This window comes from Methanocalculus taiwanensis (genome assembly GCF_024372745.1).
Lineage (GTDB): Archaea > Halobacteriota > Methanomicrobia > Methanomicrobiales > Methanocorpusculaceae > Methanocalculus > Methanocalculus taiwanensis.
Genome location: NZ_VOTZ01000001.1, coordinates 131,376 through 153,980, shown reverse-complemented (window position 1 = coordinate 153,980; position 22,605 = coordinate 131,376). Strand labels below are relative to the sequence as shown.

At 52.3% G+C, this 22,605-nt stretch carries 22 protein-coding genes; 10 read left to right on the top strand and 12 right to left on the bottom strand.

Annotated elements, in window-relative coordinates:
* The first annotated feature begins 3 nt into the window (after positions 1 to 3).
* On the top strand, positions 4 to 765 hold the full coding sequence (locus FTO68_RS00600) for a DUF7289 family protein (protein WP_255331409.1): 762 nt from the start codon (positions 4 to 6) through the stop codon (positions 763 to 765).
* 50 nt (positions 766 to 815) lie between these two features.
* Here FTO68_RS00600 and eif1A read toward each other — a convergent pair whose 3' ends face one another.
* From eif1A to FTO68_RS00580, 4 genes are all read right to left on the bottom strand, one after another.
* Positions 816 to 1,148 (bottom strand): translation initiation factor eIF-1A, encoded by a 333-nt coding sequence (eif1A, locus tag FTO68_RS00595; RefSeq protein WP_438362288.1) that lies wholly within the window; start codon positions 1,146 to 1,148, stop codon positions 816 to 818.
* A 120-nt stretch (positions 1,149 to 1,268) separates the two neighbouring features.
* Positions 1,269 to 1,790: an aspartate/glutamate racemase family protein gene (locus tag FTO68_RS00590; protein WP_255331408.1), complete on the bottom strand. Its 522-nt coding sequence runs from the start codon at positions 1,788 to 1,790 to the stop codon at positions 1,269 to 1,271.
* Positions 1,787 to 2,203, bottom strand: coding sequence for a hypothetical protein (locus FTO68_RS00585; RefSeq protein WP_255331407.1), 417 nt, complete (start codon positions 2,201 to 2,203; stop codon positions 1,787 to 1,789). Before FTO68_RS00585 ends, FTO68_RS00590 begins: the two co-directional genes overlap by 4 nt.
* 136 nt (positions 2,204 to 2,339) lie before the next feature.
* A complete protein-coding gene (locus tag FTO68_RS00580; protein WP_255331406.1) occupies positions 2,340 to 2,948 on the bottom strand; it encodes a plasmid pRiA4b ORF-3 family protein in 609 nt (202 codons plus the stop codon).
* Positions 2,949 to 3,267: 319 nt separating this feature from the next.
* On the opposite strand from FTO68_RS00580, the gene FTO68_RS00575 reads away from it, so the two are divergent.
* Entirely contained in the window at positions 3,268 to 4,374 is a 1,107-nt protein-coding gene (locus tag FTO68_RS00575; RefSeq protein WP_255331405.1) for a DUF362 domain-containing protein, read from the top strand.
* On the opposite strand, the gene thiC is transcribed toward FTO68_RS00575, so the two are convergent.
* Both thiC and FTO68_RS00565 read right to left on the bottom strand, forming a co-directional pair.
* Positions 4,371 to 5,615, bottom strand: a complete 1,245-nt coding sequence (thiC, locus tag FTO68_RS00570) for a phosphomethylpyrimidine synthase ThiC (protein ID WP_255331404.1) — start codon at positions 5,613 to 5,615, stop codon at positions 4,371 to 4,373. The genes FTO68_RS00575 and thiC overlap by 4 nt on opposite strands.
* A gap of 107 nt (positions 5,616 to 5,722) precedes the next feature.
* Positions 5,723 to 6,346 (bottom strand): response regulator, encoded by a 624-nt coding sequence (locus FTO68_RS00565; RefSeq protein ID WP_255331403.1) that lies wholly within the window; start codon positions 6,344 to 6,346, stop codon positions 5,723 to 5,725.
* Positions 6,347 to 6,577: 231 nt separating this feature from the next.
* Between FTO68_RS00565 and FTO68_RS00560 the strand changes: the two genes are divergently transcribed.
* Positions 6,578 to 7,114 (top strand): GNAT family N-acetyltransferase, encoded by a 537-nt coding sequence (locus tag FTO68_RS00560; RefSeq protein WP_255331402.1) that lies wholly within the window; start codon positions 6,578 to 6,580, stop codon positions 7,112 to 7,114.
* Positions 7,115 to 7,190: 76 nt separating this feature from the next.
* On the opposite strand, the gene FTO68_RS00555 is transcribed toward FTO68_RS00560, so the two are convergent.
* Complete coding sequence (locus FTO68_RS00555) at positions 7,191 to 8,645, bottom strand: ATP-binding response regulator (RefSeq protein ID WP_255331401.1); 1,455 nt, start codon at positions 8,643 to 8,645, stop codon at positions 7,191 to 7,193.
* A 153-nt stretch (positions 8,646 to 8,798) separates the two neighbouring features.
* Complete coding sequence (locus FTO68_RS00550) at positions 8,799 to 10,622, bottom strand: PAS domain S-box protein (RefSeq protein WP_255331400.1); 1,824 nt, start codon at positions 10,620 to 10,622, stop codon at positions 8,799 to 8,801.
* A gap of 199 nt (positions 10,623 to 10,821) precedes the next feature.
* On the opposite strand from FTO68_RS00550, the gene FTO68_RS00545 reads away from it, so the two are divergent.
* The gene (locus FTO68_RS00545) at positions 10,822 to 11,964 is read left to right on the top strand and encodes an iron ABC transporter substrate-binding protein (RefSeq protein WP_255331399.1); all 1,143 of its coding nucleotides are present in this window, start codon (positions 10,822 to 10,824) and stop codon (positions 11,962 to 11,964) included.
* 182 nt (positions 11,965 to 12,146) lie between these two features.
* A complete protein-coding gene (locus tag FTO68_RS00540) occupies positions 12,147 to 13,292 on the top strand; it encodes an iron ABC transporter substrate-binding protein (protein WP_255331398.1) in 1,146 nt (381 codons plus the stop codon).
* 258 nt (positions 13,293 to 13,550) lie between these two features.
* Here the strand turns inward: FTO68_RS00540 and FTO68_RS00535 are convergent, their stop codons facing one another.
* The 3 genes from FTO68_RS00535 to FTO68_RS00525 all read right to left on the bottom strand — a co-directional run bounded on the left by FTO68_RS00535 (position 13,551) and on the right by FTO68_RS00525 (position 16,142).
* A complete protein-coding gene (locus FTO68_RS00535) occupies positions 13,551 to 14,315 on the bottom strand; it encodes a 4Fe-4S binding protein (RefSeq protein WP_255331397.1) in 765 nt (254 codons plus the stop codon).
* Between the two features lie 128 nt (positions 14,316 to 14,443).
* Positions 14,444 to 15,199 (bottom strand): ABC transporter permease, encoded by a 756-nt coding sequence (locus FTO68_RS00530; protein ID WP_255331396.1) that lies wholly within the window; start codon positions 15,197 to 15,199, stop codon positions 14,444 to 14,446.
* A complete protein-coding gene (locus FTO68_RS00525) occupies positions 15,189 to 16,142 on the bottom strand; it encodes an ATP-binding cassette domain-containing protein (RefSeq protein WP_255331395.1) in 954 nt (317 codons plus the stop codon). The genes FTO68_RS00530 and FTO68_RS00525 overlap by 11 nt, the downstream gene beginning before the upstream one ends.
* Before the next feature lie 171 nt (positions 16,143 to 16,313).
* On the opposite strand from FTO68_RS00525, the gene FTO68_RS00520 reads away from it, so the two are divergent.
* Positions 16,314 to 17,465, top strand: coding sequence for an iron ABC transporter substrate-binding protein (locus FTO68_RS00520; protein ID WP_255331394.1), 1,152 nt, complete (start codon positions 16,314 to 16,316; stop codon positions 17,463 to 17,465).
* Positions 17,466 to 17,508: 43 nt separating this feature from the next.
* Here FTO68_RS00520 and FTO68_RS00515 read toward each other — a convergent pair whose 3' ends face one another.
* On the bottom strand, positions 17,509 to 18,483 hold the full coding sequence (locus tag FTO68_RS00515) for a radical SAM protein (protein ID WP_255331393.1): 975 nt from the start codon (positions 18,481 to 18,483) through the stop codon (positions 17,509 to 17,511).
* 325 nt (positions 18,484 to 18,808) lie between these two features.
* Here FTO68_RS00515 and FTO68_RS00510 point away from each other — a divergent pair, with 325 nt between their 5' ends.
* From FTO68_RS00510 to FTO68_RS00495, 4 genes are all read left to right on the top strand, one after another.
* Positions 18,809 to 19,879 (top strand): FecCD family ABC transporter permease, encoded by a 1,071-nt coding sequence (locus FTO68_RS00510; RefSeq protein WP_255331392.1) that lies wholly within the window; start codon positions 18,809 to 18,811, stop codon positions 19,877 to 19,879.
* On the top strand, positions 19,876 to 20,709 hold the full coding sequence (locus tag FTO68_RS00505) for an ABC transporter ATP-binding protein (RefSeq protein WP_255331391.1): 834 nt from the start codon (positions 19,876 to 19,878) through the stop codon (positions 20,707 to 20,709). Before FTO68_RS00510 ends, FTO68_RS00505 begins: the two co-directional genes overlap by 4 nt.
* Positions 20,693 to 21,322, top strand: a complete 630-nt coding sequence (locus FTO68_RS00500) for an FmdE family protein (RefSeq protein ID WP_255331390.1) — start codon at positions 20,693 to 20,695, stop codon at positions 21,320 to 21,322. The genes FTO68_RS00505 and FTO68_RS00500 overlap by 17 nt, the downstream gene beginning before the upstream one ends.
* A 109-nt stretch (positions 21,323 to 21,431) precedes the next feature.
* Positions 21,432 to 22,604, top strand: coding sequence for an META domain-containing protein (locus FTO68_RS00495; protein ID WP_255331389.1), 1,173 nt, complete (start codon positions 21,432 to 21,434; stop codon positions 22,602 to 22,604).
* The last annotated feature ends 1 nt before the right edge of the window (position 22,605 follow it).

Here is a 22,605-nt window from a genome sequence, read left to right as displayed (position 1 = left end):
CCAGTGAAGAACGATGACGGCGTATCTGAGGCGATCGGTTTTATCCTGATCTTCTCGATCGTGGTGATCGGGATTGCGATCGTCGTCTTATATGGCTTCCCTCTCCTCCTTGCTGGCCAGGGGAGCGCTGATATACGCAACATGGAGCAGACGATGATCGTGCTCCAGAATGATCAGAAGTCGCTCAGTTACAAGATGGTTCCCTACAAGGAGACGGCGTTGCAGGTGCAGGGGGGTGTCCTCTTTGTGACTGGTGAGTCCGGGAGCTTTTCTGTCTCATACCGCACACCAGTCGGGGAACTCGTCTCACTTCCCGCATATGAGACCGGGCAGATCCGGTACGTTTCGGATCTCGATTCTACCAGGATCGCAATCGAGAACGGTGCCGTCTTTACCCGTCCGGAGAAGGGCATTGGATCGGCGATGCTCGCCGAGCCACGCTGGTACTATGATGATTCCCAGGGGATGCTGATCCTCTCGTTTATTATGATCAGTACCGGGAGTGAGCGATCGCTTGCCGGTGTCGGGAGGATCGAGATGAAGAGCGATCCGGTGGGGAAGATAACGACCGAGTATGATGTTGCACCCGGCTCTATTGAGATCCGCTATGTTGCTCTCTCCCCCGATCATGATTATCTGGTTGCCTGGGGGAACTATATGACCGGAAGGCTTGGAATGGTGCGGGAGAGTGACGAGATCTACAGCCATCCCTCGGCATATAAACTCGTTATTCAGGAGACGCTCATTGAAATAACTGGTCTTTAAACGGCAACAGGCATATAAAAGAAGAGCAAAAATGAATAGTTAGAGTGGTTTCAGAGGTAGTTGTGTGCCCTGAGCCAGTCTACCTGGGGTTTTGTGTACCGGTAGATGATGTCGGCCTTTTCATCCTGGAATGACCAGGGGATAACGATTAAGATATCACCTTCGCGGATCCAGACACGCTTCTTGATCTTGCCTTTGATCCTGCCCATCCGGGTGACGCCATCGCCGCACCTGACACGGATATGGTTTGACCCAAGCATCAGATCAGCAATAGCAAACTGTTCTTTTAAGCGTCTGTTCGGAATTCGTACACGTACAACCCCTTCTGGTTCTCCGGTTCGTTTATTGTTATCAGTCAGAAAATCTACCTCTTTCTCCCCCACGTTTGAATATCATAATGGTGGCCACCAGGCATCCATCGCGCGAGTATCTGCTAAAGTATGGATTCCAGAGTTACTTAAAGTATTGCCTTCATCAAAGAGAAGTGGGGGGTTAATGCCTCCTCAAGCCGGAGTATGATTCAATGCATACCTGACCGCAGCCTCTGCATGGATCCGGGTTGTATCAAAGACTAAAACGTCTACATCCTCCTGGCTGATTAACATGGGGATTTCGGTACAGCCGAGGATGATCCCTTCTGCACCTTCTTCGATGAGGCTTCTGATGATCCTCGTATACTCTTCCTTTGATTCCGGATTGATGTAATCCACACAGAGCTCATCGAAGATGACGGTATTGACGATCTCCTGGTCAGCCATATCCGGAACGAGCACAATGAGGCCGAACTCTTCTCTCAGCCGCTCCTTGTAAAATTCCGAAGCCATTGTCTTCTTTGTGCCGATGAGGCCGACGGTTGTGATATTCTTCTCCCGCACCTTTCTGCCCGTCTCATCGATGATGCTGATGATCGGAATATCGACTGCCGCTTCGATAGCAGGGATTGTTGAATGCATAGTATTTGAGCAGATGATAATGCAGTCTGCACCGCCGCGTTCAAGCCGCTCTGCTGCATCAACCATAATCATCGTGAGACCTTCCCAGTCTCCTTCATCGGCAAGCCGTTCCTGTTTTGAAAATCTCCAAACTCGATCGAGTACAGCAGGATATGAGCCGAGTTCTGCTCGCCGTATTCGTCCTGCACCATCTGGTTCATCATCCGGTAGTATTCAGCAGACGAGACCCAGCTGATCCCCCCGATCATGCCGATTGTCTTCATCTTCTGATCCTGCGGGTGGTGGATTACAGGGGTATCCTGAGGCGAAGAGGGAGGGATAGTGGCAGGGATAGGGGTTGGGTCAGAGGCAGGAGCAACACAGCCCGACACAACGAGGGTGAGGACGAGAGCGAGGAGGAGAACATGTACGGAAAGTGGAAGGGGGGAATCCGGCCGCAGAGGGGTGCCGGGTCTGTGGATGGGAGTGTGGTTCACAGTGATCATTTCGAATCATCAGGATGCCTCAGTGGTATATATCACGTATCTGTAGTGTCTATTTATATTCGAGAAAAAAGGTTCTCATTTGACTAATGATTGCTGAAATGCGTACGTATCTCAGAGGCTTCACCCAAACCCCCCATCACCAGTAATCATCGATGAACCTCTCTGGGTAGACCGGATCCCGGAACCTGACCTTCGCCGGATCGAACTCCTCGGGATCGAATGGTCCCCCCCACCATTCCTTGTAGGATGTGTGCTCTTTATGCCGGGGATTTGCCATGGCACGGAGAAACTCTGCATATCCCCCTACACCTCCTATATCCTCAGGCGGGCAATGGCGCCGCCCGTCAATACACCGGGGATACATCCCCTCCCCCTCTCGAGGAAGCTCCTCCTCAAAGACGACCCTGTGATGCCAGTCATCTCCGAAATCATATTCATGCAGGGCTGTCCTGCCGGGCTTTCGGAAATGCCACCTGATCTTCTCCTTCCGCTCATCATAACAGACCACCTGGCCTTCCGGCAATTCGTTTGTCATATCGGTGATCAGCTTTTCTTCTCCGCTATATGGATCCCTGATAAGGAAATCATGGAGGTGATAATCCTCCCATCCAAACGAATCGACGATGGCATAGTGGAGATCGCGGAAACTGCTGGTTGATGCGATCTGCACCCTCCGCCAGATGGATGGCTTGATCTCAAGGAGCTCGATTTTGAACTGGTAAACCGTTGAAAAGACTCTTCTCATGACATCCCCCTTGCATGGGTATGATTATCCTGAGCGGTGATGAATATGGCTGGTTTGGATATTGAATAGCTGACCATTACATTAACAACTCTCTTCTTCGTATCATTGGGAGTATTGGGGATCAGTTGGGGATTAATTGGGGAAATTTAAAACATCATTTGGACTCATATCCAGAAAATAATCCGAATAAACTGCATTTTTCAAATATTCGCCCTGATGTAATTGGGGAAATATACGATGATTGTAAGTTATTTTGGTTCTCAATTTGCCATCCCGCTGCCCCCAAGTATCTTCTCCCATGAACGCCCCATCTTTTCTCATGGCTGTTAAGGTGTGGTTCGTCTCTTCTGAGGCGGGATGTTGTGGCGAGAGCCTCCAGGGAAAGGTGCTGCGGCTCCTTGATGCGGCAGGGCTAAAGGATATAATCCCAAAGCAGGTCCTTGTCGCCGTGAAGACGCATTTCGGTGAGGAGGGGTGCGACAGCTTCGTCTCGCCGCTCTATATCCGGCAGGTTGTTACAAAGGTGAAGGAGGCGGGCGGGGTGCCGTTTGTCACCGATACAAACACCCTCTATCGGGGGATGAGGCATGATGCCGTCTCCCATCTCGCGCTTGCGATCCGGCACGGGTTTGGATCTGAGGTGATCGGCGCTCCCGTCTTCATCGCAGACGGCCTGCGGTCAAAGAACGATGTGGTGATCGAAATTCCGGGCGTACACCTGAAGGAGACCCGGATTGCTGCTGGGATTGCTGATGCGGATGCTTTGATCGTCGTCTCGCATGTGAAGGGTCATGCGGTCGCCGGGTTTGGGGGAGCGATCAAGAACCTCGCGATGGGATGTGCATCCGCAGCCGGAAAACGGGAGCAGCACCGTGCAATGCCCGCAATCGTCAGGGAGGACGACTGCGAGGGCTGCGGGGGCTGCGTCTCGTCCTGCCCCGAAAAGGCGATCACCTTTGAAGGTGCAGCTCATGTTGATCCCGACAACTGTATCGGGTGCGGTATCTGCGTTCTGACCTGCCCTGAATCTGCAATCTACTTTGATTACGAGCGTGATGCAGCGCACCTCTCGGAACGTCTTGCCGAATATGCCCTCGGTGCCGCCTCCCTCTTCCCGGAGAAGGTGCTGTACCTGAACTTCCTTCTCAGGATTACCCCCGACTGCGACTGTGCCCCCTTCAGCGACCGGCCGATTGTGCCTGATATCGGAATTCTCGCATCAGCAGATCCGGTGGCAATCGATGCTGCAAGCCTGGATTTAATCGACGGCCAGCAGGGGTTTGCCGGAACCCGGCTTGCCACGCATCATGCCCCCGGCGAGGATAAGTTTGCGGGAGTCTGGCCCGAGATCCCCATCAGGACGCAGATCTCCCATGGAGAGCGGATCGGCCTTGGTACATCAGAGTACGAACTGATCCGGATCTAATCGCTTCGGGAGAGGTACTCCCGCATGATCTTGATAGCGCAGTAATCGCCGCACATCGAGCAGGGGCCTGCATCAGGAACCCGTGCACTGAGTCCGTCGGGATCGATCGCAGCTTCGATCTGGCCCTTCCAGTCAAGCTCTGCCCTGCATGACGAGAGTGTGGCATCGGCTTCATCTGATCCGAACCTGACGGTATCTCCGATATGGGCCGCTATCTTAAAGGCGATCAGCCCCTGCCTCACCTCTTCTTCGGTCGGGAGGCCGATATGTTCGGCAGGGGTAATCGCACAGAGATAGTCAGCACCGGCAGAGACTGCAACGGATGCCCCGATTGCTCCTGCGATCTCGTCGTGCCCGACTGCCCGATCGGTGGCAAGCGGCCCTGCAACGAAGAGTGGGTAGGGGGCAGCATCCTTGTAGAGCCGTACACATAAGGGGATGCGGTCGATCCTGACATGGCCGCCGCAGCCTTCCACGATCACCTGGACACCATGCTCGTGGCAGCAGTCTGCAATATCGATATTCTGTTTCCGCTCAACCGCGGCGGCGGCATCCCCGCCATCCACGATGCTCCCGCCCCGCATGGTATTTCCCAGTGAGATGACGATCTCGTGTTTCCGGGCGATCTCCATCACCTCGTCAAAATATTCGAGAAACGGGTTTTTACAACCGGTATGGAGCATATATCCCGCGGTCATGGATCCGCCTTTTGAGACAACACCGAGAACCCTCTGGCTCCTCCGGAGGGCTTCGAGTGTCTTTTTGTCTGTCATGTGAAGGACAAACGAGCTCACCCCTTCTGCTGCCTGTCTTCTGAGAGTATCAATGATCATATCCGCATCCAGGCAGTCGATACCACCGCAATCGACGACAGCCTGGTAGATCGGGACGGTTGTCAGGGGCAGTTCTGTCTCACTCAAAATCGCGGCCCGGATCTCCCTGATATCCCCGCCCATCGAGAGATCGGTTAAGGTATCTGCACCATACCGCTCGGCAACAGCTGCTTTTGCGACCTCGGTGGCGAGATCTGATCGCACCGTCGAGGTGCCGATATTCACATTCACTTTTGCTGAAAATCCTCTGCCGATCCCAACAGCCCTTTTCTCTCCAGCCATCACAATGGCACTGCCGTTTGCGATATTCTGAATGAGAGCTTCGGGATCGAGGCCCTCCCTCTCTGCGGCGGCTATCAGGTGATGAGGTATCCATCCATCTCTTGCATCTTCAATAATCGTCCCCATGTGATGAAAACTCCGGGCTTTTCTAATACTATTTCTGATTCCAATGAACAATGAAGGTGCGCATAGGAGGATGCATTTATTCAAAAAAAGGCGTTATGCAGGATAATTTACTTAATTTGATCAGTTTTCTGGTTTTTCCTCACAAACCGCATCCTCTCCTGGATCTTTTGGGATGCCGCCTGTATCTGATCGTGGTATTCTGCCTGTTTACTACTCACACACATCTCCCTGCTCAGTCCGAGGGTGTGGAGGATTGTTGAGACTTCATTCAGGATATCGTTCCGGGTGAGCTGGGGGAGGACCATTTCGTTCATCAGGGTTGCATTCTTCTCTGCTCTCCTCTGGCGTCCCAATTCCATGGCATGTTTATGTAATGCCATCTCGATGGTGGCCTTCAGCTCCTGATCGTGGACAGGCTTTAAAAGATAGCCGTATGGCTCAGTCTTTTTTGCTTCTTTTAAATAATGGTCGTCAGAAAACGCGGTGAGGTAGATCACCGGGATACTCTGGTGTGCCAGTATCTCGGCTGCAGCCTCGATTCCTGTCTTTTCACCGGCAAGCCTGATATCCATCAGGATCAGATCCGGGTTCTGCTCCCTTGCTTTCAGAACTGCCAGATCCGCTTTTGGAACAATCCCGCAGACCGAGTATCCGAGCTTCAGCAGGGTTTTTTTGATGGCCAGCGCAGTGATGGCTTCATCTTCAACGATCAGTATCGTTGCAGTACTCATCCTTTCCACCTCTCCTCCGGCAGGATCAGATCAGATGTCTGATATGGAACAGGGAGACCCTCCTCTTTAATAAACGTTGTGTTCTCTCCAGATCACCTGGCGGGATCTATAGATCGCAATCCGATCAGCCAGGGCTGATTCTCCCTTCTTCTCTTCCACCTATTGAGTCCCGGAAAGCCACTCCCGGGATACTATCAAAGAAGAGATCATACATATACTATTCCAATGTCATTGCCGCGGATACATACAGATCGTCTGGATCTCATCCCGACAACGGTTGAGATCCTCAGAAGCGATCAAAATGACAAGGCAAAACTTGCTCGTCTCCTCAATGCCCATATCCCTGCACATTGGCCGCCAATGCTCCTTGATGCAGAAACACTCTCTGCATTCATCACCATTCTCGAAGAGGAGCGTGATCCATTCTTTATCTGCTGGTACTGGGTACGGGATGAACCGGGCCACTCTATGCGGGAATTGATCGGAAGTGGTGGAATTGCTTCATCACCGTGTTCTCCTGACACTGTAATCATTGGATATTCAATACTTGATGAGTACCAGAGCAAAGGATATACTACCGAAGCCGTGAGAGGACTTATACCGGTGATCTTCCAGATGCCGGGCCTACAACAGATCATCGCAACCACCTATTCGCACCTCACCGGATCAATTCGGGTACTTGAGAAGAATGGTTTTGTCTATGCCGGCACAGTTCAATCAGGGGAAGGTATTGAGGAAGGATCTGAACTCTACATCCTGAGGAGATGATCTATACTGGTGGAGATGTTTTGGATTTGGAGGAGAAGAAAAACTATTCCATGAACAGATATCCAGAAGATCCTGCTTATCCTGGTATCATAAATCGCCCTTCCGGCACCCGGATCTCAAATCTCGCTCCTTTGCCGGGGATGCCGGTTTCATGGATGGTGATAGTGGTGATTCCGAGGATCTCGCGGGAGAGGAAGAGGCCAAAACCGGTATTTTTGCCAAAACTACGGTTAAATATCTTTTCTTTATACTCTGCCGGAATGCCCCCCCCATCATCCTCCCAGAGTATGATGAGATCGTTATTCTCTCTCCTGCAATGAATCCGGATCCCTGTTGCACCTTCTGTATGCCGGATCGTATTGTCATAGAGGTTGTAAAAGACCTTCTCTGTCATTCGATCTGCATAGATCGATATATCCTGACAGTCACTCCTGATTGGAATGTCGCCTTTTGGAATCTTCCTGATCATATCATGGAGTGAAAGCCATGCAGGCTCCTTCACGCCGAGCTCCTCGTACTGGTCGGTGAAGTCGATCTGCCGCCTGATGTTCTGGGATGCTCCCATAATCCTGTCGGTATAGTCTTTCTCCTCGGGATCGCCCCTCTCATCCACGCTACATTGCAGTATTCCAAGGTACCCGATGATCATGGTGATCTCGTTTAAGATGTCATGGCGGGTGATACTCGAGAGGATCTGGAGTTTCCGGTGTGCGAGAGAGAGGGCTTCGGCTGCCGCCTTCTCCTCTGTGATATCCATCCCGAAGATGATAGCACCGTCTGGTTCTCCCAACTCATTATAGACGGGGCAGCCCTTCAGGTGGAAGATCCTCCCGTCGGGAAGCATGACATCGCCCTCCTCGATGCTGCCGCTCTCAATCGATCTGATCACAGGGCAGCTCTCGCATTCGTCTGCCTCTTCCTGCCATATTTCATGGCACCTGGCCCCGACAAGACTTTCCGGATCTCTATTGGCATAGGTTCCTGCTACCCGGTTTGCATACCTGATGGCATAATCTGGACCGATATGGATCAGCATAACCGGCATTGAATTGAGGACGGCTGCCTTCTCCTCTTCCGAGCGCCTGAGCCTCTTCTCCATTGAATGCTTGTAGAGTGCCATCTCAATTGATGTCTTCAGCTCCTGCTCCCGGACGGGCTTCAGGATGTACCCGTATGGTTCGGTCTTTTTTGCCTCTTCGATCAGGTTATCATTGGAAAAGGCGGTGAGGTAGATGATCGCGATATCGCTTTTTGCCCTGATCTCGTTTGCTACATCAATTCCGCTCTTCCTCCCGGTGAGCTTGATATCCATCAGGATCAGGTCAGGCATCTCTTCACCGGCCATCCTGACTGCGATCTCTGCGTTATGGGCAATGCCGCAGACAAAATATCCAAGATTTGTCAGATGCTTTCTGATGGCCATCGCGGTGACGGCTTCATCTTCAACGATCAATATCCTGGCAATGGTCATCGGACTCTTCTCTCCATCGAAAACCGGATGAGGAATTTTGTACTGTATGATGTCACTCATTTTTATAAAAGCTATGGTGATTAGACAGTATCACATAGTATTCATACAAATGGCGAACAGAATTCCCTGTATCATTGAATCCTCTGTATAGCCGGAAGATTAGGTGATCCGGGTCTCTGTTTCGTCTGATGGTTCAGGGTAGCAGGATACCGATCATGCGGATTCTTCAAACCGCCCTTTCTGCACCCTGATCTCAAAGCGTGCCCCCTCGCCGGGTATGCCGTTTTCGGTAATGGTGATCCCGGTGATCGCAAGGATCTCGCGGGAGAGGAAGAGCCCAAATCCGGTATTCTTCCCAAAGCCCCGGTTAAATATCCTCTCTTTCATCTCCTCAGGAACACCTGCGCCGTCATCCTCCCAGATGATCAGAAGATCCACGTCATCTCTCTCGCAGTAAATTCTAATCCCGGTTGCACCGTCTGCATGCCTGAGGGTGTTGTCATAGAGGTTGTAAAAGACCTTCTCGATCATCGGATCAGCAAAGATCGAGATGCCGGGACATTCATTCCGGATTGGAAGCTTCTCTGTGGCAACCTTGTTGATCAGGCTGGCAAGAGAGAGCATCCTCGGCTCATCGATCCCGAGGTTCTCGTATTCCCGGGTGAATTCGATTGCCCGCTGGATGTTTTTGGAAGCGGTCCTGATACGGTTGAGATAATGTGCCTGGTTCTCATCGACACTCATCCCTTCTGCAAACTCAAGGAAACCGAGTACGGTGGTGATGTGGTTGAGGATATCATGGCGGGTGATGCTCGAGAGGATCTGGAGTTTTTCGCTGGTCAGCCTGAGTGCATCCTCTGCTTCCCTCTCCCTGGTGATATCAATGCCAAACTCGATGATTCCCTCGAAGTTCCCTTCATCATCATAGACCGGGCACCCCTTCAGATTGAAGATTCGTCCATCCGGCAGATGCACCTCCCCTTCCTCGATCCTGTTGGTCGCCAGTGAGCTGAGCACCGGGCAGCTCTCGCAGGACTCTGATCGTCCATGCCAGATCTCAAAGCAGTGTCGGCCGATCAGATCCTGTGGGCTCATACCGACTATATTTGCTGCATCCCGGTTCGCATACCGGATGGTCAGGTCGGGGTTTAGGTATGCGAGCATCACCGGCATCGAATCGAGGACGGTTGACTTCTCCCTTTCCAATTCCCTGAGCGCCTCTTCTGCGGCTTTCCGCTCGCTGATATCACGGACGACTGAAAGGATATGGGTCTCATCAGGGTGCCTGATGATGCGTGAGCTGACCTCAACCGGGAACGTTGAGCCATCTTTCCTCTTATGATCGGATTCGAATATGGAATGCCCCCGCTCCAGGAGCTCCTGCATCCGCTCAGGTGCTTCGCGGATCGCCTTTTCACCGGCGATATCGATGACGGTGAGTTCGAGCAGCTCATCCCGCGTGTATCCGAGGCTCTCGCATGCACGTCCGTTCACCTCGTTGAATTTGCCGGGCATACCGTCTGCATCGATCTCATGGAGGAAGATCGCATCACCTGCCGCCTCGAAGAGGGCAAGATAGCGGTCCTTTGTTTCGGAGATGATCTGCTGTGCTGTATACAGCTCGTCGATATGGGATCTGATCTCCTCTTCAGATGCCTGCAGCTCTTCGTTTGCTGCCATCAGCTCGTCATTTGATCGGCCAAGGAGCGTGGCAAGCTCGACTCTCTGCATCGAGAGGTAGGTGATTATGCCCGCGATCAGGATGAATAGTGCCACCCTGATCGCTGCACCCTGTAGCAGATCGAAGTCGGTGGTAGTTGCGGCAAAGAGGATGAAATAGAGGATTGCAAGCAGGATGGAGAAGATGAAGCCACGCTTATAATAATAGATGCATGCAATGATGATCGGGATGTAGAAGAGGTTCTGGTGGATGGTGAACCAGCCTATTGAGAGGGAGTAGAGGGTGATAATGATGCAGATCGCTGTTGTTATGGTGAGTGCGATAAACGGTATTCTCTCAGATTGATTGCTCACCATGATACTCCGTATTTCTGATAAAACAGTGTTTGTAGTGTGTCTGTTTATAACTTTGTTGGTTCTCCTGTTCTGATGTAAACTGTTGCTGATGGAAAATAGCTTGTATGTAGGATAATTAATGTTATTAAATCTCCTCTTTTTATGATTGAACGTTTCATTGGCGATATCTTCAAGTATACCGGGGTTTAAGTACATAATAATGGATATTAAGAAAATTTACTTTAGTTGTGCCTGGATGCCAGGACTGATCCTGATACTCCTGCTCATATGCGCAGCATCCGGATGCGTTGCGGATGCAACCCCTGAGGATTCTGTGATAGTTACCGACCAGTACGGGCGTGATGTTTCTGTTCCGTCTGATGTCGGGTCTGTCCTCTGTTCAGGTTCAGGCTGCCTCAGGTACCTCGTCTACCTTCAGGCAGAGGATCTCGCCGCCGGTGTGGATTCTGCCGATAAGGTGCAGGATGATGTCCGCGGCAGGCCATATTCGATTGTGCATGCGGATTTGTTTGAATCACTGCCGCTTTTTGGGGAAGTGCGTGGAAATGACGATCCCGAGAAGATCGTTGCAATCGGTCCTGATCTCGTCTTCAAGACAACCTCTTCCGGAATAGCTGCCGGGACGGCTGAAACAGAGGCGCTTCAGCAGAGGACGGGTGTGCCGGTGATCGGGTTTGAGTATGGATCGGTCAGGACAGACGCCGACAAGCTCGTGATGTACGACTCACTCCGCCTGATGGGCAGCGTGATCGGCCGGGAAGAACGGGCCGAAGCGGTGATTGCCTTTATTGAGAAGGAGATTTGCGATCTGGAGGATCGGACACGGGATATCCCGGTATCTGAACGCAAAAGGGTCTATGTCGGCGGTATCGGGAACAAGGGAGCCCACGGCATCATCTCGACCGAGCCTGCATACGGGCCGTTTGCCTGGGTGCATGCGGAGAATGTGGCTTCCGGACTTGGATCTGATCATGCTGATGTTGCCAAAGAAGCCCTTGTGGACTGGGATCCGGAGTATCTCTTCATTGATCTCTCCTCAATGCATCTTGGAGAGGGAAATGCCCTTGATCAGCTGAAGAACGATCCGGCATTAAAAGGGCTTTCTGCTGTCCGGAACGGGAACGTCTATGGCGTACTGCCGTTCAACTCGTACACGACAAATTACGGAACCGTGCTTGCGGATGCGTACTTCATCGGATCAGTCCTGTATCCAGAGCGGTTTGCAGATGTTGATCCTGCTGAGAAAGCTGATGAGATCTACTCATTCCTCGTCGGGGAGCCGGTATTCTCACAATTAAACAGCCAGTATAACGGGCTTGGTTTCTCGCAGATCCAGCTTTAAACCATACCCTCTCTCTTCTCCACAACGGGGGATTATATCCCGCATCTTCATCATGACCCCCGGGTCTTCTTTCTTCGCCCGAATTGTTAAAACATCACACAATTTGATTATTTTTGTTCTATTCACGACCAAATAGGTGTGTTTAAGTAAGCGCATCTCGTATCCTCATACGATGTGGTGCTATGAATAGCCGAATTCTTATTATACTCTGCGGAGCGGTGCTTCTCTCCCTCCTTGCAGTTGCCGGATGTACGACAGATGCCGGAACTGATCAGACAACAGCGGGATCAGAGATCACCATCACCGATGGATTCGGGAGATCTATTACTGTTCCATCCCCTGTTGAGAGTATCCTCTGCTCGGGATCGGGCGGTGTCCGGTATGCTGTGTACCTGGAGAGTGTTGACCGGATCACCGGCGTGGACAGCCAGGATAAGAATTACCGGGAGATTGAAGGGAGACCCTATGCCTTGATCCACCGTGATCACCTGATGACACTCCCGCTCTTTGGGGAGCTCCGTGGCAAGGACGATCCCGAGAAGGTGATTGCGATTGCACCCGATCTCGTCTTCAAGACCGGATCGACAGGCACAAGCTACGCGACAAGCGGCCCGGAAGCAGATCTGCTCCAGCAGAAGACCGGAGTGCCGGTGGTTGCATTCCCCTATGGCTCACTCAGGAATGATGATGAGAAGAGAGAGATGTATGATGGCCTCCGCCTGATGGGTGCAGTCCTTGGGAAAGAAGCCCGTGCCGAAGCGGTGATCGCCTATATCGAGGCGACGATGGCGGATCTTGAATCACGTACCGGCGATATCCCTGCTGCTGACCAGAAGCGGGTCTATATCGGCGGGGTGAGCAGTGCCGGTGCGCATGGCATCATCTCAACCGAGCCTGCATACCCGCCATTCCTCTGGGTGCATGCGGATAATGTTGCCGCCGGCCTCGGCCCTGCACATGCCGATGTTGCTAAAGAGGCGATTGTGGACTGGGATCCCGAGTACATCTTCATTGATGTGAATACCATGACCTCGGATGATGAAGGCGCTATCGGGCAGCTGAAGCATGATCCCGCATTAAAAGGGCTCACTGCTGTGAAGGAGGGAAGGGTCTATGGTGTCCTCCCGTACAACTTCTATAATGTGAACCACGGGACTGTGCTTGCAGATGCGTATTTTATCGGCAAAGTCCTCTATCCCGACCGGTTTGCGGATATCGATCCATCAGAAAAGGCCGATGAGATCTATTCCTTCCTGCTGGGAGCGCCGGCCTTTGAGCTCTTAAACAGCCAGTATGGAAACCTCGGTTTCTCCCAGATCCCAATCTGAATTCCTTTTTTTCACTAGTATTCTGGCAGGAAGGATCAGATCCTTCTGTCCACCGTCTGTTGCATGCAGTATGATCGCCGGAGCGCCAGGTTCTCACCAGCCGTACAGGATATTGAGTTTTTATTTTCCTGTGACTATACTCATCTAACATCTCATCTTCTCGTGAGAGAGTACGCATCCAGGTGTTGAGAGAGCATTCCACCAAAAAAGGCCCGTACAGGCAGGATGCCTGTAATGCAGGTCCTCCTCCCTTTGGGGTTATTTCTTCCCCTGTATGGAGTGGTGTATCACTCCCTCAGGGCAGACATCGGCACAGGTGGCACAGAGGATGCATTCGGGATTCTCCATCTTCCCTTCCCTGACCATGCCGTGTACGTCAAGGCCCATCGGGCACTTCTTCGAACAGGTGTTGCAGTCGGTGCAGAGATCTGCATCTGCACTCAGCTGGAGAGCCGGCCAGCCTGCGAAGTTCCGGATCTTTCGTCCTATAATCATGATGACTGCAATCGGGCAGACGATATGGCAGAATCCCCGCTTTCCGGTTAAGAATGCGATAATGAAGATCGCAGCAAAGATCATCACGACAATCATCAGGACCTGTACAGATGAGATTGAGATGCCGTTGACCGTTCCATAGAAGGGATCGACTCCCTGTATTCCGCCTGCTGCGAGGAACGCCCGGGCGATCGCTGCAATCCAGAGCACGGCGACACCGTACTTGATCCAGTTGGGCCATCCCTCTGTTACCGTCTTCTTAATGAGAGGAGAACCGAGCTCCTGGCATGCACCCATCGGGCAGAGCCATCCACACCAGATCCGCCCGGCAAAGAGGGAGAGTATAAAGAGGATGATATAGAGCAGGAAGGCACCGTTGACGATCCCTTCAGATGCACCCATCATGATGACTATCGGGGAGATGTAGAAGATCGTGACAGGGATGAGAAGGAATGTAAATATGAGGATCCATCTCCGGATATTTACGCGTTGGGATTCTTTTTGTTGTACCTGGTCTGGTTCAGCCATGATTTTTCCCTTCAGAAATGTGAAACGTTTCAGAGCTTAAATTATCTGATAGATATTCATCTCATTCTCATGTTTGAACATCCTGTATTCCGCTGATTGGGATATCGCTATTATTCTGGCAGGAGGGATCAGATTCGCCTGCTTACGGTTCGTGCATGCAGCCTGACTGCGAGTGCGGTGAAGAGGACTGAAAATACCGTCAGTGCCGCGAAGTTTACGGGCAGCGGGAAGGTATTCGTTCCCATGATACAGTAGCGGGCGATATCGGTGAAGTAGGTGAGCGGGGAGCAGACTGCAAGCACCTGGCCAACGAAGGGGAGCTGCTCTACGGGGATGAAGACGCCGCTGATAAAGATGAGCGGGAACTTTAGGAGGGACGAGAGCATCATGATGTTTGATGGAACATTCGTTGCCGGTGTTGAGAGGAGGAGCCCGAGTGAAGAGAAGCAGATCGAGGCGAGGATGATCCCGGCTATGAGCAGAAGCGGGTGAATCGGGATGATTCCGAGGATCAACCCGATTCCAAGCGGGACTATGGCTATTCCGATCCCAAACAGAACAGATGCAAACATGTCGCCTGCGATCAGGGTCTTCATCGTGATCGGGCAGGCTATCAGCCGCTCAAGGGTTCGTGCCTGTGCCTCCCATGGCTGGATCACCGGCGAGACCGCGGTTGCCGTGAAGAAGACGGTCATCGCCAGGAGGCCGGAGATCAGGAAGGGCATCGATAATCCCCGGTTTCCGGCTGCAAATGCAAGGAAGAGGAAGAGCGGCATGAAGAGGCCGAAGATCACAACCGGCCCTTTTGCATAGTAGATCCGGATATCCTTCTTCGCAATCGCAAATGCCCGCTTTGCCTGTTCGATGATATGTTCAGGGCTCATAAGATCCACCTTCGGTCACCCTGAGGAACGCTTCGTCAAGTGTCGGCGCCAGTGTCCTGAGTACCTCTATCTTCAGCTGGTGCTCTACTCCAAATGCACAGATCGCGTGGATGGTGGAATCGACATCTTCTGTTGTGATCATCCATTTATCCCCTTCCCGCCGGGCTGATTTGATCCCCGGGAGTGAGGCGAGCTTGTCATCTGTTCCAGCCGGATCGAAACTGACTTCGATGGTATGCAGCCGCTCGATTGCCATCTTCAGCCGCTCAGGCGAGTCGATGGCAGCAATCTCTCCTTTTCGCATAATGGCGACCCGGTTACAGAGCCGGTTTGCTTCTTCCATATTGTGGGTGGTAAGAAAGATGGTGGTGCCGCCATCATTGAGTTCCCTGAGCATGCCTGTGATCAGCTGGGTGCTCTGGACATCAAGGCCGGAGGTCGGCTCATCGAGGAAGAGGAGATCAGGTTCATGGAGGAGAGCCATTGCAAGGATCAGCCGCTGTTTCATCCCTTTTGAGAAGCCCTGCACCTTCTGATCCTTTCGTTCAAGGAGGCCGAGGGCACCGAGAAGTGTTTTTGCACGCTCTTCAGCATAGTGTTTCGGAACACCATAGAGTTCTCCCATCAGCATCAGGTTCTGCCAGGCAGAGAGATCGCTATATGCGTTTGCGGTCTCCGGAACCACTCCGCACCGCTGTTTTGCCCTGATTGGTGTATGCACAATGTCATAGCCAAAGATCGCAGCGTTTCCTCCATCCGGCGAAATCACTCCGGTCAGCATCCTGGCGGTTGTCGTCTTACCTGCACCGTTTGGGCCGAGAAGACCAAATATCTCTCCTCTTTTGACCGAAAACGAGATTGAGTCGACTGCGACGATATCGGCGAAGGTCTTCCTGAGATTGGTTGCGATGATGGCGTCTTGGTGATGATCTGCTTCTTTCACACTCCTCTCTCCTGCGAATCCGTCCTGTATCTATCTCTTTTGATGGCGGTTATTGATTATGGTTCGTTTCAAAAAAATAAAAATAATAAATTAGGTAATACAAGAAATTACGAAATAACAAATAGGTATGTTTAAGTTATCTCGTATATGATCTAAATATGATGTGGTATTATGAATAATCGCATTCGTTTGATTATTTGCGGAGTGCTTCTGATCGCACTCCTTGCCGTTGCGGGATGTGTCGGTGAAGCCGGCTCCTCCCCTGTTCAAACGGCTCAGCCAAAAGAGTTGACCGTAACCGACGGCTTTGCCCGGACGGTGACGATCCCGCAACCCGTAGAGAGCGTGCTCTGCTCGGGCTCCGGCACACTCCGGTACCTGGTGTACCTGCAGGGTGAAGATCTGGTTGTTGGTGTCGACAGCATCGAGAAGCAGGGTAGGGAGATTGAAGGGCGCCCCTATGCCCTGGTGCACCGGGAATGGTTGCAGACGTTACCGCTGTTTGGCGAGTACCGTGGAAAGGATGATCCCGAAAAGGTCATCAGTATAGGCCCTGATCTCGTCTTCAAGGGTGGATCAACCGGGACTGCATATGGCACAAGTGCAGCCGAGGCAGATACCCTTCAGGAGAAGACAGGCACTCCTGTGGTTGCATTTGCCTACGGTTCGCTCAGAAATGAAGCTGAGAAGACTGAGATGTACACCGCCCTCCGGGTGATGGGCAAAGCGATTCAGCATGACGACCGTGCCGAAGAAGTGATCGCGTACATCGAAGCGACGATGGCAGACCTTGAGCGCCGGACTGGCGATATCCCGGCAGCCGAACAGAAACGTGTCTATATCGGCGGTGTGAGCGCTGCCGGGGCACATGGTATCATCTCGACAGAGCCTGCATATCCGCCATTCCTCTGGGTGCATGCGGATAATGTCGCCTCCGGTCTTGGAACCGCACATGTCGATGTGGCGAAAGAGGCGATTGTGGACTGGGATCCTGATTATATCTTCATTGATGCTGGTACAACCCGGATGGATAATGAAGGAGCAGTCGGCCAGCTGAGAGATGATCCAGCTCTTCAGGGTCTCACTGCCGTGAAAGAGAAACGGGTCTATGGAGTGCTTCCATATAACTTCTATAACACTAACTATGAAACAGTACTTGCAAATGCCTATTATATTGGCAAAGTGCTCTATCCGGATCGGTTTGCGGATATCGATCCAGTAGAGAAGGGTGAGGAGATCATGACCTTCTTCGTTGGAAAACCAGTCTTTTCTGAGCTGAACAGCCAGTTTAACAACTTCGGATTCCGACCAGTATCCCTTTGAGAAAAGATCTCTCTTTCTCCTCTTTTTTCGTGCAGGTGTGTCTTCAGTGGTTCTCTTCTCTCATCAGATCGGCTTTATCCGACAGGGTGCTGCTGTAAAAGGTGCCGCGGGCGCCCCGGTATGACCTGATCTCGTTTTCCTTCTCTAGATCACGCAGAATCTTTGCCACCTCGCCGCCGGACATCCCGGTTAGCGTGATGATATCCTCAATCGTTGAGGGGCGGCGGGAGAGCATTGCAGAGATCATCTCTTTCTCTTCACCCATTACTGCTGCTGATTGTGTACCTGCTGGCGAGAGGTTGATCATCTCAACACGCTCTTTCCCAAGATGATCCCGGATGGAATTGAGGTCGGCTTCTGATGCCGCCTCCACCCAGCTCTCAGGGGCGGGGCGGTCAAGCGTGTTCAGCTGGACGCGATCGGGATTGATCTCTTCGATTGCATCCCGGAGCAGGGTGAGCTCTTCATCTGTTGTATTGATCCCCGGAATGATGAAGACTTCAAGCCAGATCTCGCCCCGGTACTCTCGCCTGAACTCTTCCATCCCTTTGATGATTGCATCGATTGAGAGGGAAGCGTGGGGCCGGTGTATTGCTTCAAATGTCTCCTGTTTTGCCGAGGTGAGAGTTGGGATCACCCGGTCTGCTGCCAGCAGTTCCGATCTGACATCGGGCCGTGAGAGAAGGCTTCCGTTTGTGAGGACGCTGATCGTATAGCCGGGGAACTCGTCTTTTACCATTGCTATCACATTGCCAATCGAGAGCGAGAGGGTCGGCTCACCTGATCCGGCAAAGGTGACCGAGTCGAGATCCGGGTGAGTGGAGAGGATGCTCCTGAGTTCATTCATCACCTCGTCTTCAGGGATGAACGTGGATCGTTCAATTATCTGGTTGGTGGTCTCCCCGCATTCGCAGTAGACGCAGTTGTATGAACAGGTCTTATAGGGGATGAGATCGATCCCAAGCGATCTGCCGAGCCGGTGCGAAGATACCGGGCCAAAGATGTGCCTGTATTTCATCTGATGCTCCTGTATCTGGTGACTTGGGTTCTCCGGAGATAACTGCATCCAAAGCTGCAAATGTTGTACGTGTTTTCAACTATTCCTGCAGGACCATATGCATACTCTATCTGGTGATCCGGTGCCTTTGGCTTTCCGTGTTGGAGTGTGGAATGATATTCATAACAAATTCTAAAAGGATATTCTTATGTGGTCTGTTACCCTACATAGATGTGAGGGAGTATAATGGATCTTAAAAATCGTATTAAATTACTCCATATCCAATCTGCCGGATTCCAGAGGACTTCCGGCAGAAGAGAGACACTGAGGGGGGGTTGGTAGTTACGTGCATTTCGCAGATGGAGAACTTCCAAATGATTACCTGAAGTATACGCACCGGAAGGTGGTCTGGATCATCGGGGGGATCGCTGTCCTCTTCCTCCTGCTGATCCTCTCTATATCTGTCGGGGCAGTATCGATTCCTCCCTATGAGGTCTTCATGACCTTAATCGGTCAGAACATGACTGATAAGTGGGATCGGATCATCTGGAATATCCGGCTCCCGCAGGCGCTTGCAGCGATCATCTGCGGTGCGGGGCTTGCGGTTGCCGGGGTTGCGATGCAGTCGATCCTGAGAAACCCGCTCGCCTCACCGTTCACGCTTGGGATCTCAAATGCGGGTGCGTTTGGTGCGGCGGTTGCTATCATCTTCCTCGGCACCGGCAGGATGACATCGACGACTGCGGGTGCTGTGATCATCAATAATCCCTATATAACAACCATCTGTGCCTTTGTCTTCTGCATGCTTGCAACCATTGCGATCATAGCGATCGCAAAGATCAAGGCTTCATCACCGGAAGTCGTGATCCTGGCGGGTGTCGCCCTCTCGTCTCTCTTTACGGCAGGGGTGATGTTCCTCCAGTACTTCAGCGATGATGCCCAGCTTGCGGCGGTTGTCCACTGGACATTCGGCGATGTCGGGCGTGCCGGCTGGTCTGAAGTCACCCTGATGGGGGCGATTGTGATCGTTGCGTGTATCTACTTCATCGCAAACCGCTGGAACTACAATGCGATGGATGCCGGTGACGAGACGGCAAAGGGGCTTGGGGTGAATGTCGAGCATCTCAGGAATGTCGGCATGATCGTTGCTGCGCTTGTCACCGCAGTCCTCGTCTCGTTCCTCGGCGTGATCGGTTTTGTCGGGCTTGTCTGCCCGCATATGGTCCGGCGGATCATCGGGGACGAGCAGCGGTACTTGATCCCCGGCTCGATCGTGATGGGTGGCGTCCTCCTGCTTGCTTCAGATACTGTTGCCCGGCTGATTGTCGCGCCGTATGTCCTGCCGGTTGCCATACTGACGGCGTTCATGGGTGCTCCGATCTTCATCTACCTGCTGCTGCGGGGGTATCACCGATGATCCTCAATGTTGATGAACTGAAGTTTATGTACCGGAACAAGGGGATCCTCGACGAGATTGCATTCTCAATCAACGAAGGCGAGATTGTTGCGATCCTCGGCCCAAACGGTGTCGGGAAGACAACACTCCTCAAATGCCTAAACCGGATCCTTGTTCCGAAGCAGGGTGCGGTCTCTGTCTGCGGCGATATGATTGATTCGCTTGAACTGATGGAGATAGCACGGCGGATCGGCTATGTTCCCCAGCGGGTGGAGACCGGCAGACTAACCGGATTTGATGCCGTCCTCCTCGGGAGGCGTCCGCATATCGGCTGGGATGTATCTGAAAAAGATCTCCGGATCGTCGAGTCGGCATTCCGGACATTTGGGATCAATCACCTCCGCCTCCACTACATCGACGAGATGAGCGGGGGGGAGCTCCAGATGGTCGCAATCGCACGGGCCTTTGTCCAGGAACCGAAGATCCTGCTGCTGGATGAGCCGACGAGTGCGCTTGACCTGAAGAACCAGATCGAGATCCTGCAACGAATCCATCACATCGTTGCAGAACACAATATTGCTGTCGTGATGACGATGCATGATCTCAATACGGCTCTCCGGTATGCAGACCGTTTCATCCTCTTAAAGGATCAGTCGATCCATACCTGCGGCGACAGAAGCGTCATCACTTCAGATGAAATCGAAGCGGTGTACGGCGTCCCGGTGATGATCGGAGAGCTTGAAGGAGTGACCTGTGTTATCCCCAGGTGCCTCTGCAATGGGAATGGGAATGGAAAGAAAACGAAGATACCACAAGACGAAGAAGGTACTACCTATGTGCGAAACTCATGATCATCAGCATTTCGAATCGGCCGGAAAATACCCGGCATTTGAAGAGTGTGTGACATTCCATGGACACTCATGCCCGGGACTTGCGACAGGCTACCGTGCTGCCCTTGCCGCGATGCAGGCGCTCTCTGTTGCCCGCCCCTATGACGAGGAGCTTGTAACCGTTGCCGAGACGAATGCCTGCGGTGTTGACGCGATCCAGCTTGTAACCGGCTGCACTGCCGGGAAAGGCAATCTCATCATCCATGATTACGGCAAGCATGTCTTCACCTTCTATGCCCGTGAGAAGAACAGGGCGGTGCGAATCCTGATCAAAAACCGCGACGTACAAGGCCGGGAGGAGATGGATGCCCTGCGGAAGAAGGTCTTTTCCGGCATTGCGACTGAGCCTGAACAGAAGCGGTTCTATGAGCTGATGGCTGAGGCAACTGAAGCACTCCTGACAATCCCGCAGGATGATATGCTCACCGTCACCGAGGTGGCATTCAACCCGCCTGAGAAGGCCCGGATCTTTACAACTGTCATCTGCCCGGACTGCGGTGAGCCGGTTGCGGATGCAAAGATGCAGACGGTGAATGGAAAAGCTGTCTGTGCCACCTGTGCCCGGAAGAACTGATTGCTTCAGTGAATCTTCCCCCTCTTTTTTTGTAGTTCATTTTCAGATAAATGCGAAAAAAGTTGAAGTTTACGATGAACTTTTCATCTTCACCGCCAGATCAGATCATATGAAGTTACTTCCAATACTTGCATGCCTCTTTCTGGCAGCGTGCCTGGCGGTTGCCGGATGCGTCGGGGATCAGCAGGCGACACCGCCGGATGGCAAAGCCGTCCTCGCCCTCCCCGGAACTGAATGGGAACTGACAGCTATTGCGATCACCTCGGTGAACCTCGTCAAAGGAACAACGATCACGCTCGCCTTCGATGAGGAGAGTCTTGGGGGCACTGCCGGGTGCAACCTCTACTTCGGCAGCTACACTCTTGATGAGTACAGGATCTCAATTGAGGGGATTGGATCCACCCTGATGTACTGCGGAGATCCGGGTGTGATGGAGCAGGAACAGCTGTATCTCTCGCTCCTTTCGGATGTGGCAACGGTTCGGATCGATGGCGATACACTGACCCTTTTTGATGCAGATGGGGTGGAAAGCCTCATCTTTGAGAAGATACCGGAGAAGGGGCCAGTCGCATCTGCGATACCGGGGACAGCATGGGAGCTTGGGACGATCGGATCAAGAGACGGAACCGCATCGTCGGTTCTGAGCGGGACAACAATCACCCTCGTCTTTGATGAGGAGGCCCTCAGCGGCTCTGCCGGATGCAACCGGTACTTCGGATCATTTGAGGCAAATGGCAACGGAATCGCAATTGATGGAATCGGATCGACGAAGATGTTCTGCGGCGATGCAGGCGTGATGGATCAGGAGCAGAAGTATATTGCCACACTGGGCGAGGTTTCATCTTTTGAGATTGGATCAGAAACCCTTACCCTCTTTGATGAAGAGGGACATGCCAGGCTGATCTTTCATCCAAAGTCAACAGAGATCACTCTTGAGAGCAGCAGATGGATGCTCGAATCGATCACGGAGAGTGAAACCGTGATCAGGGCGCTTCCTGACCGGGCTGTCACCGCAATCTTTGATAACGGTTCTGTCGGCGGGAGCGGAGGATGCAACAGCTATTCGGCGGCATACGAGGTTTCAGAAAATGGCTTACTGAAGATTGAGCCTCCGATCCAGACACTGGTCTACTGTATGCCGGAAGAGCTGATGGATCAGGAGAGCAGGTACTTCTCGCTCCTGCCTGAGATGAAGGCGTATGAGATTGAAGATGATCGGCTTCTCCTCTCATCATCAGATGGGGAGATTGTTCTCTCGTTTCTGCATATACTGCCTGCATAAG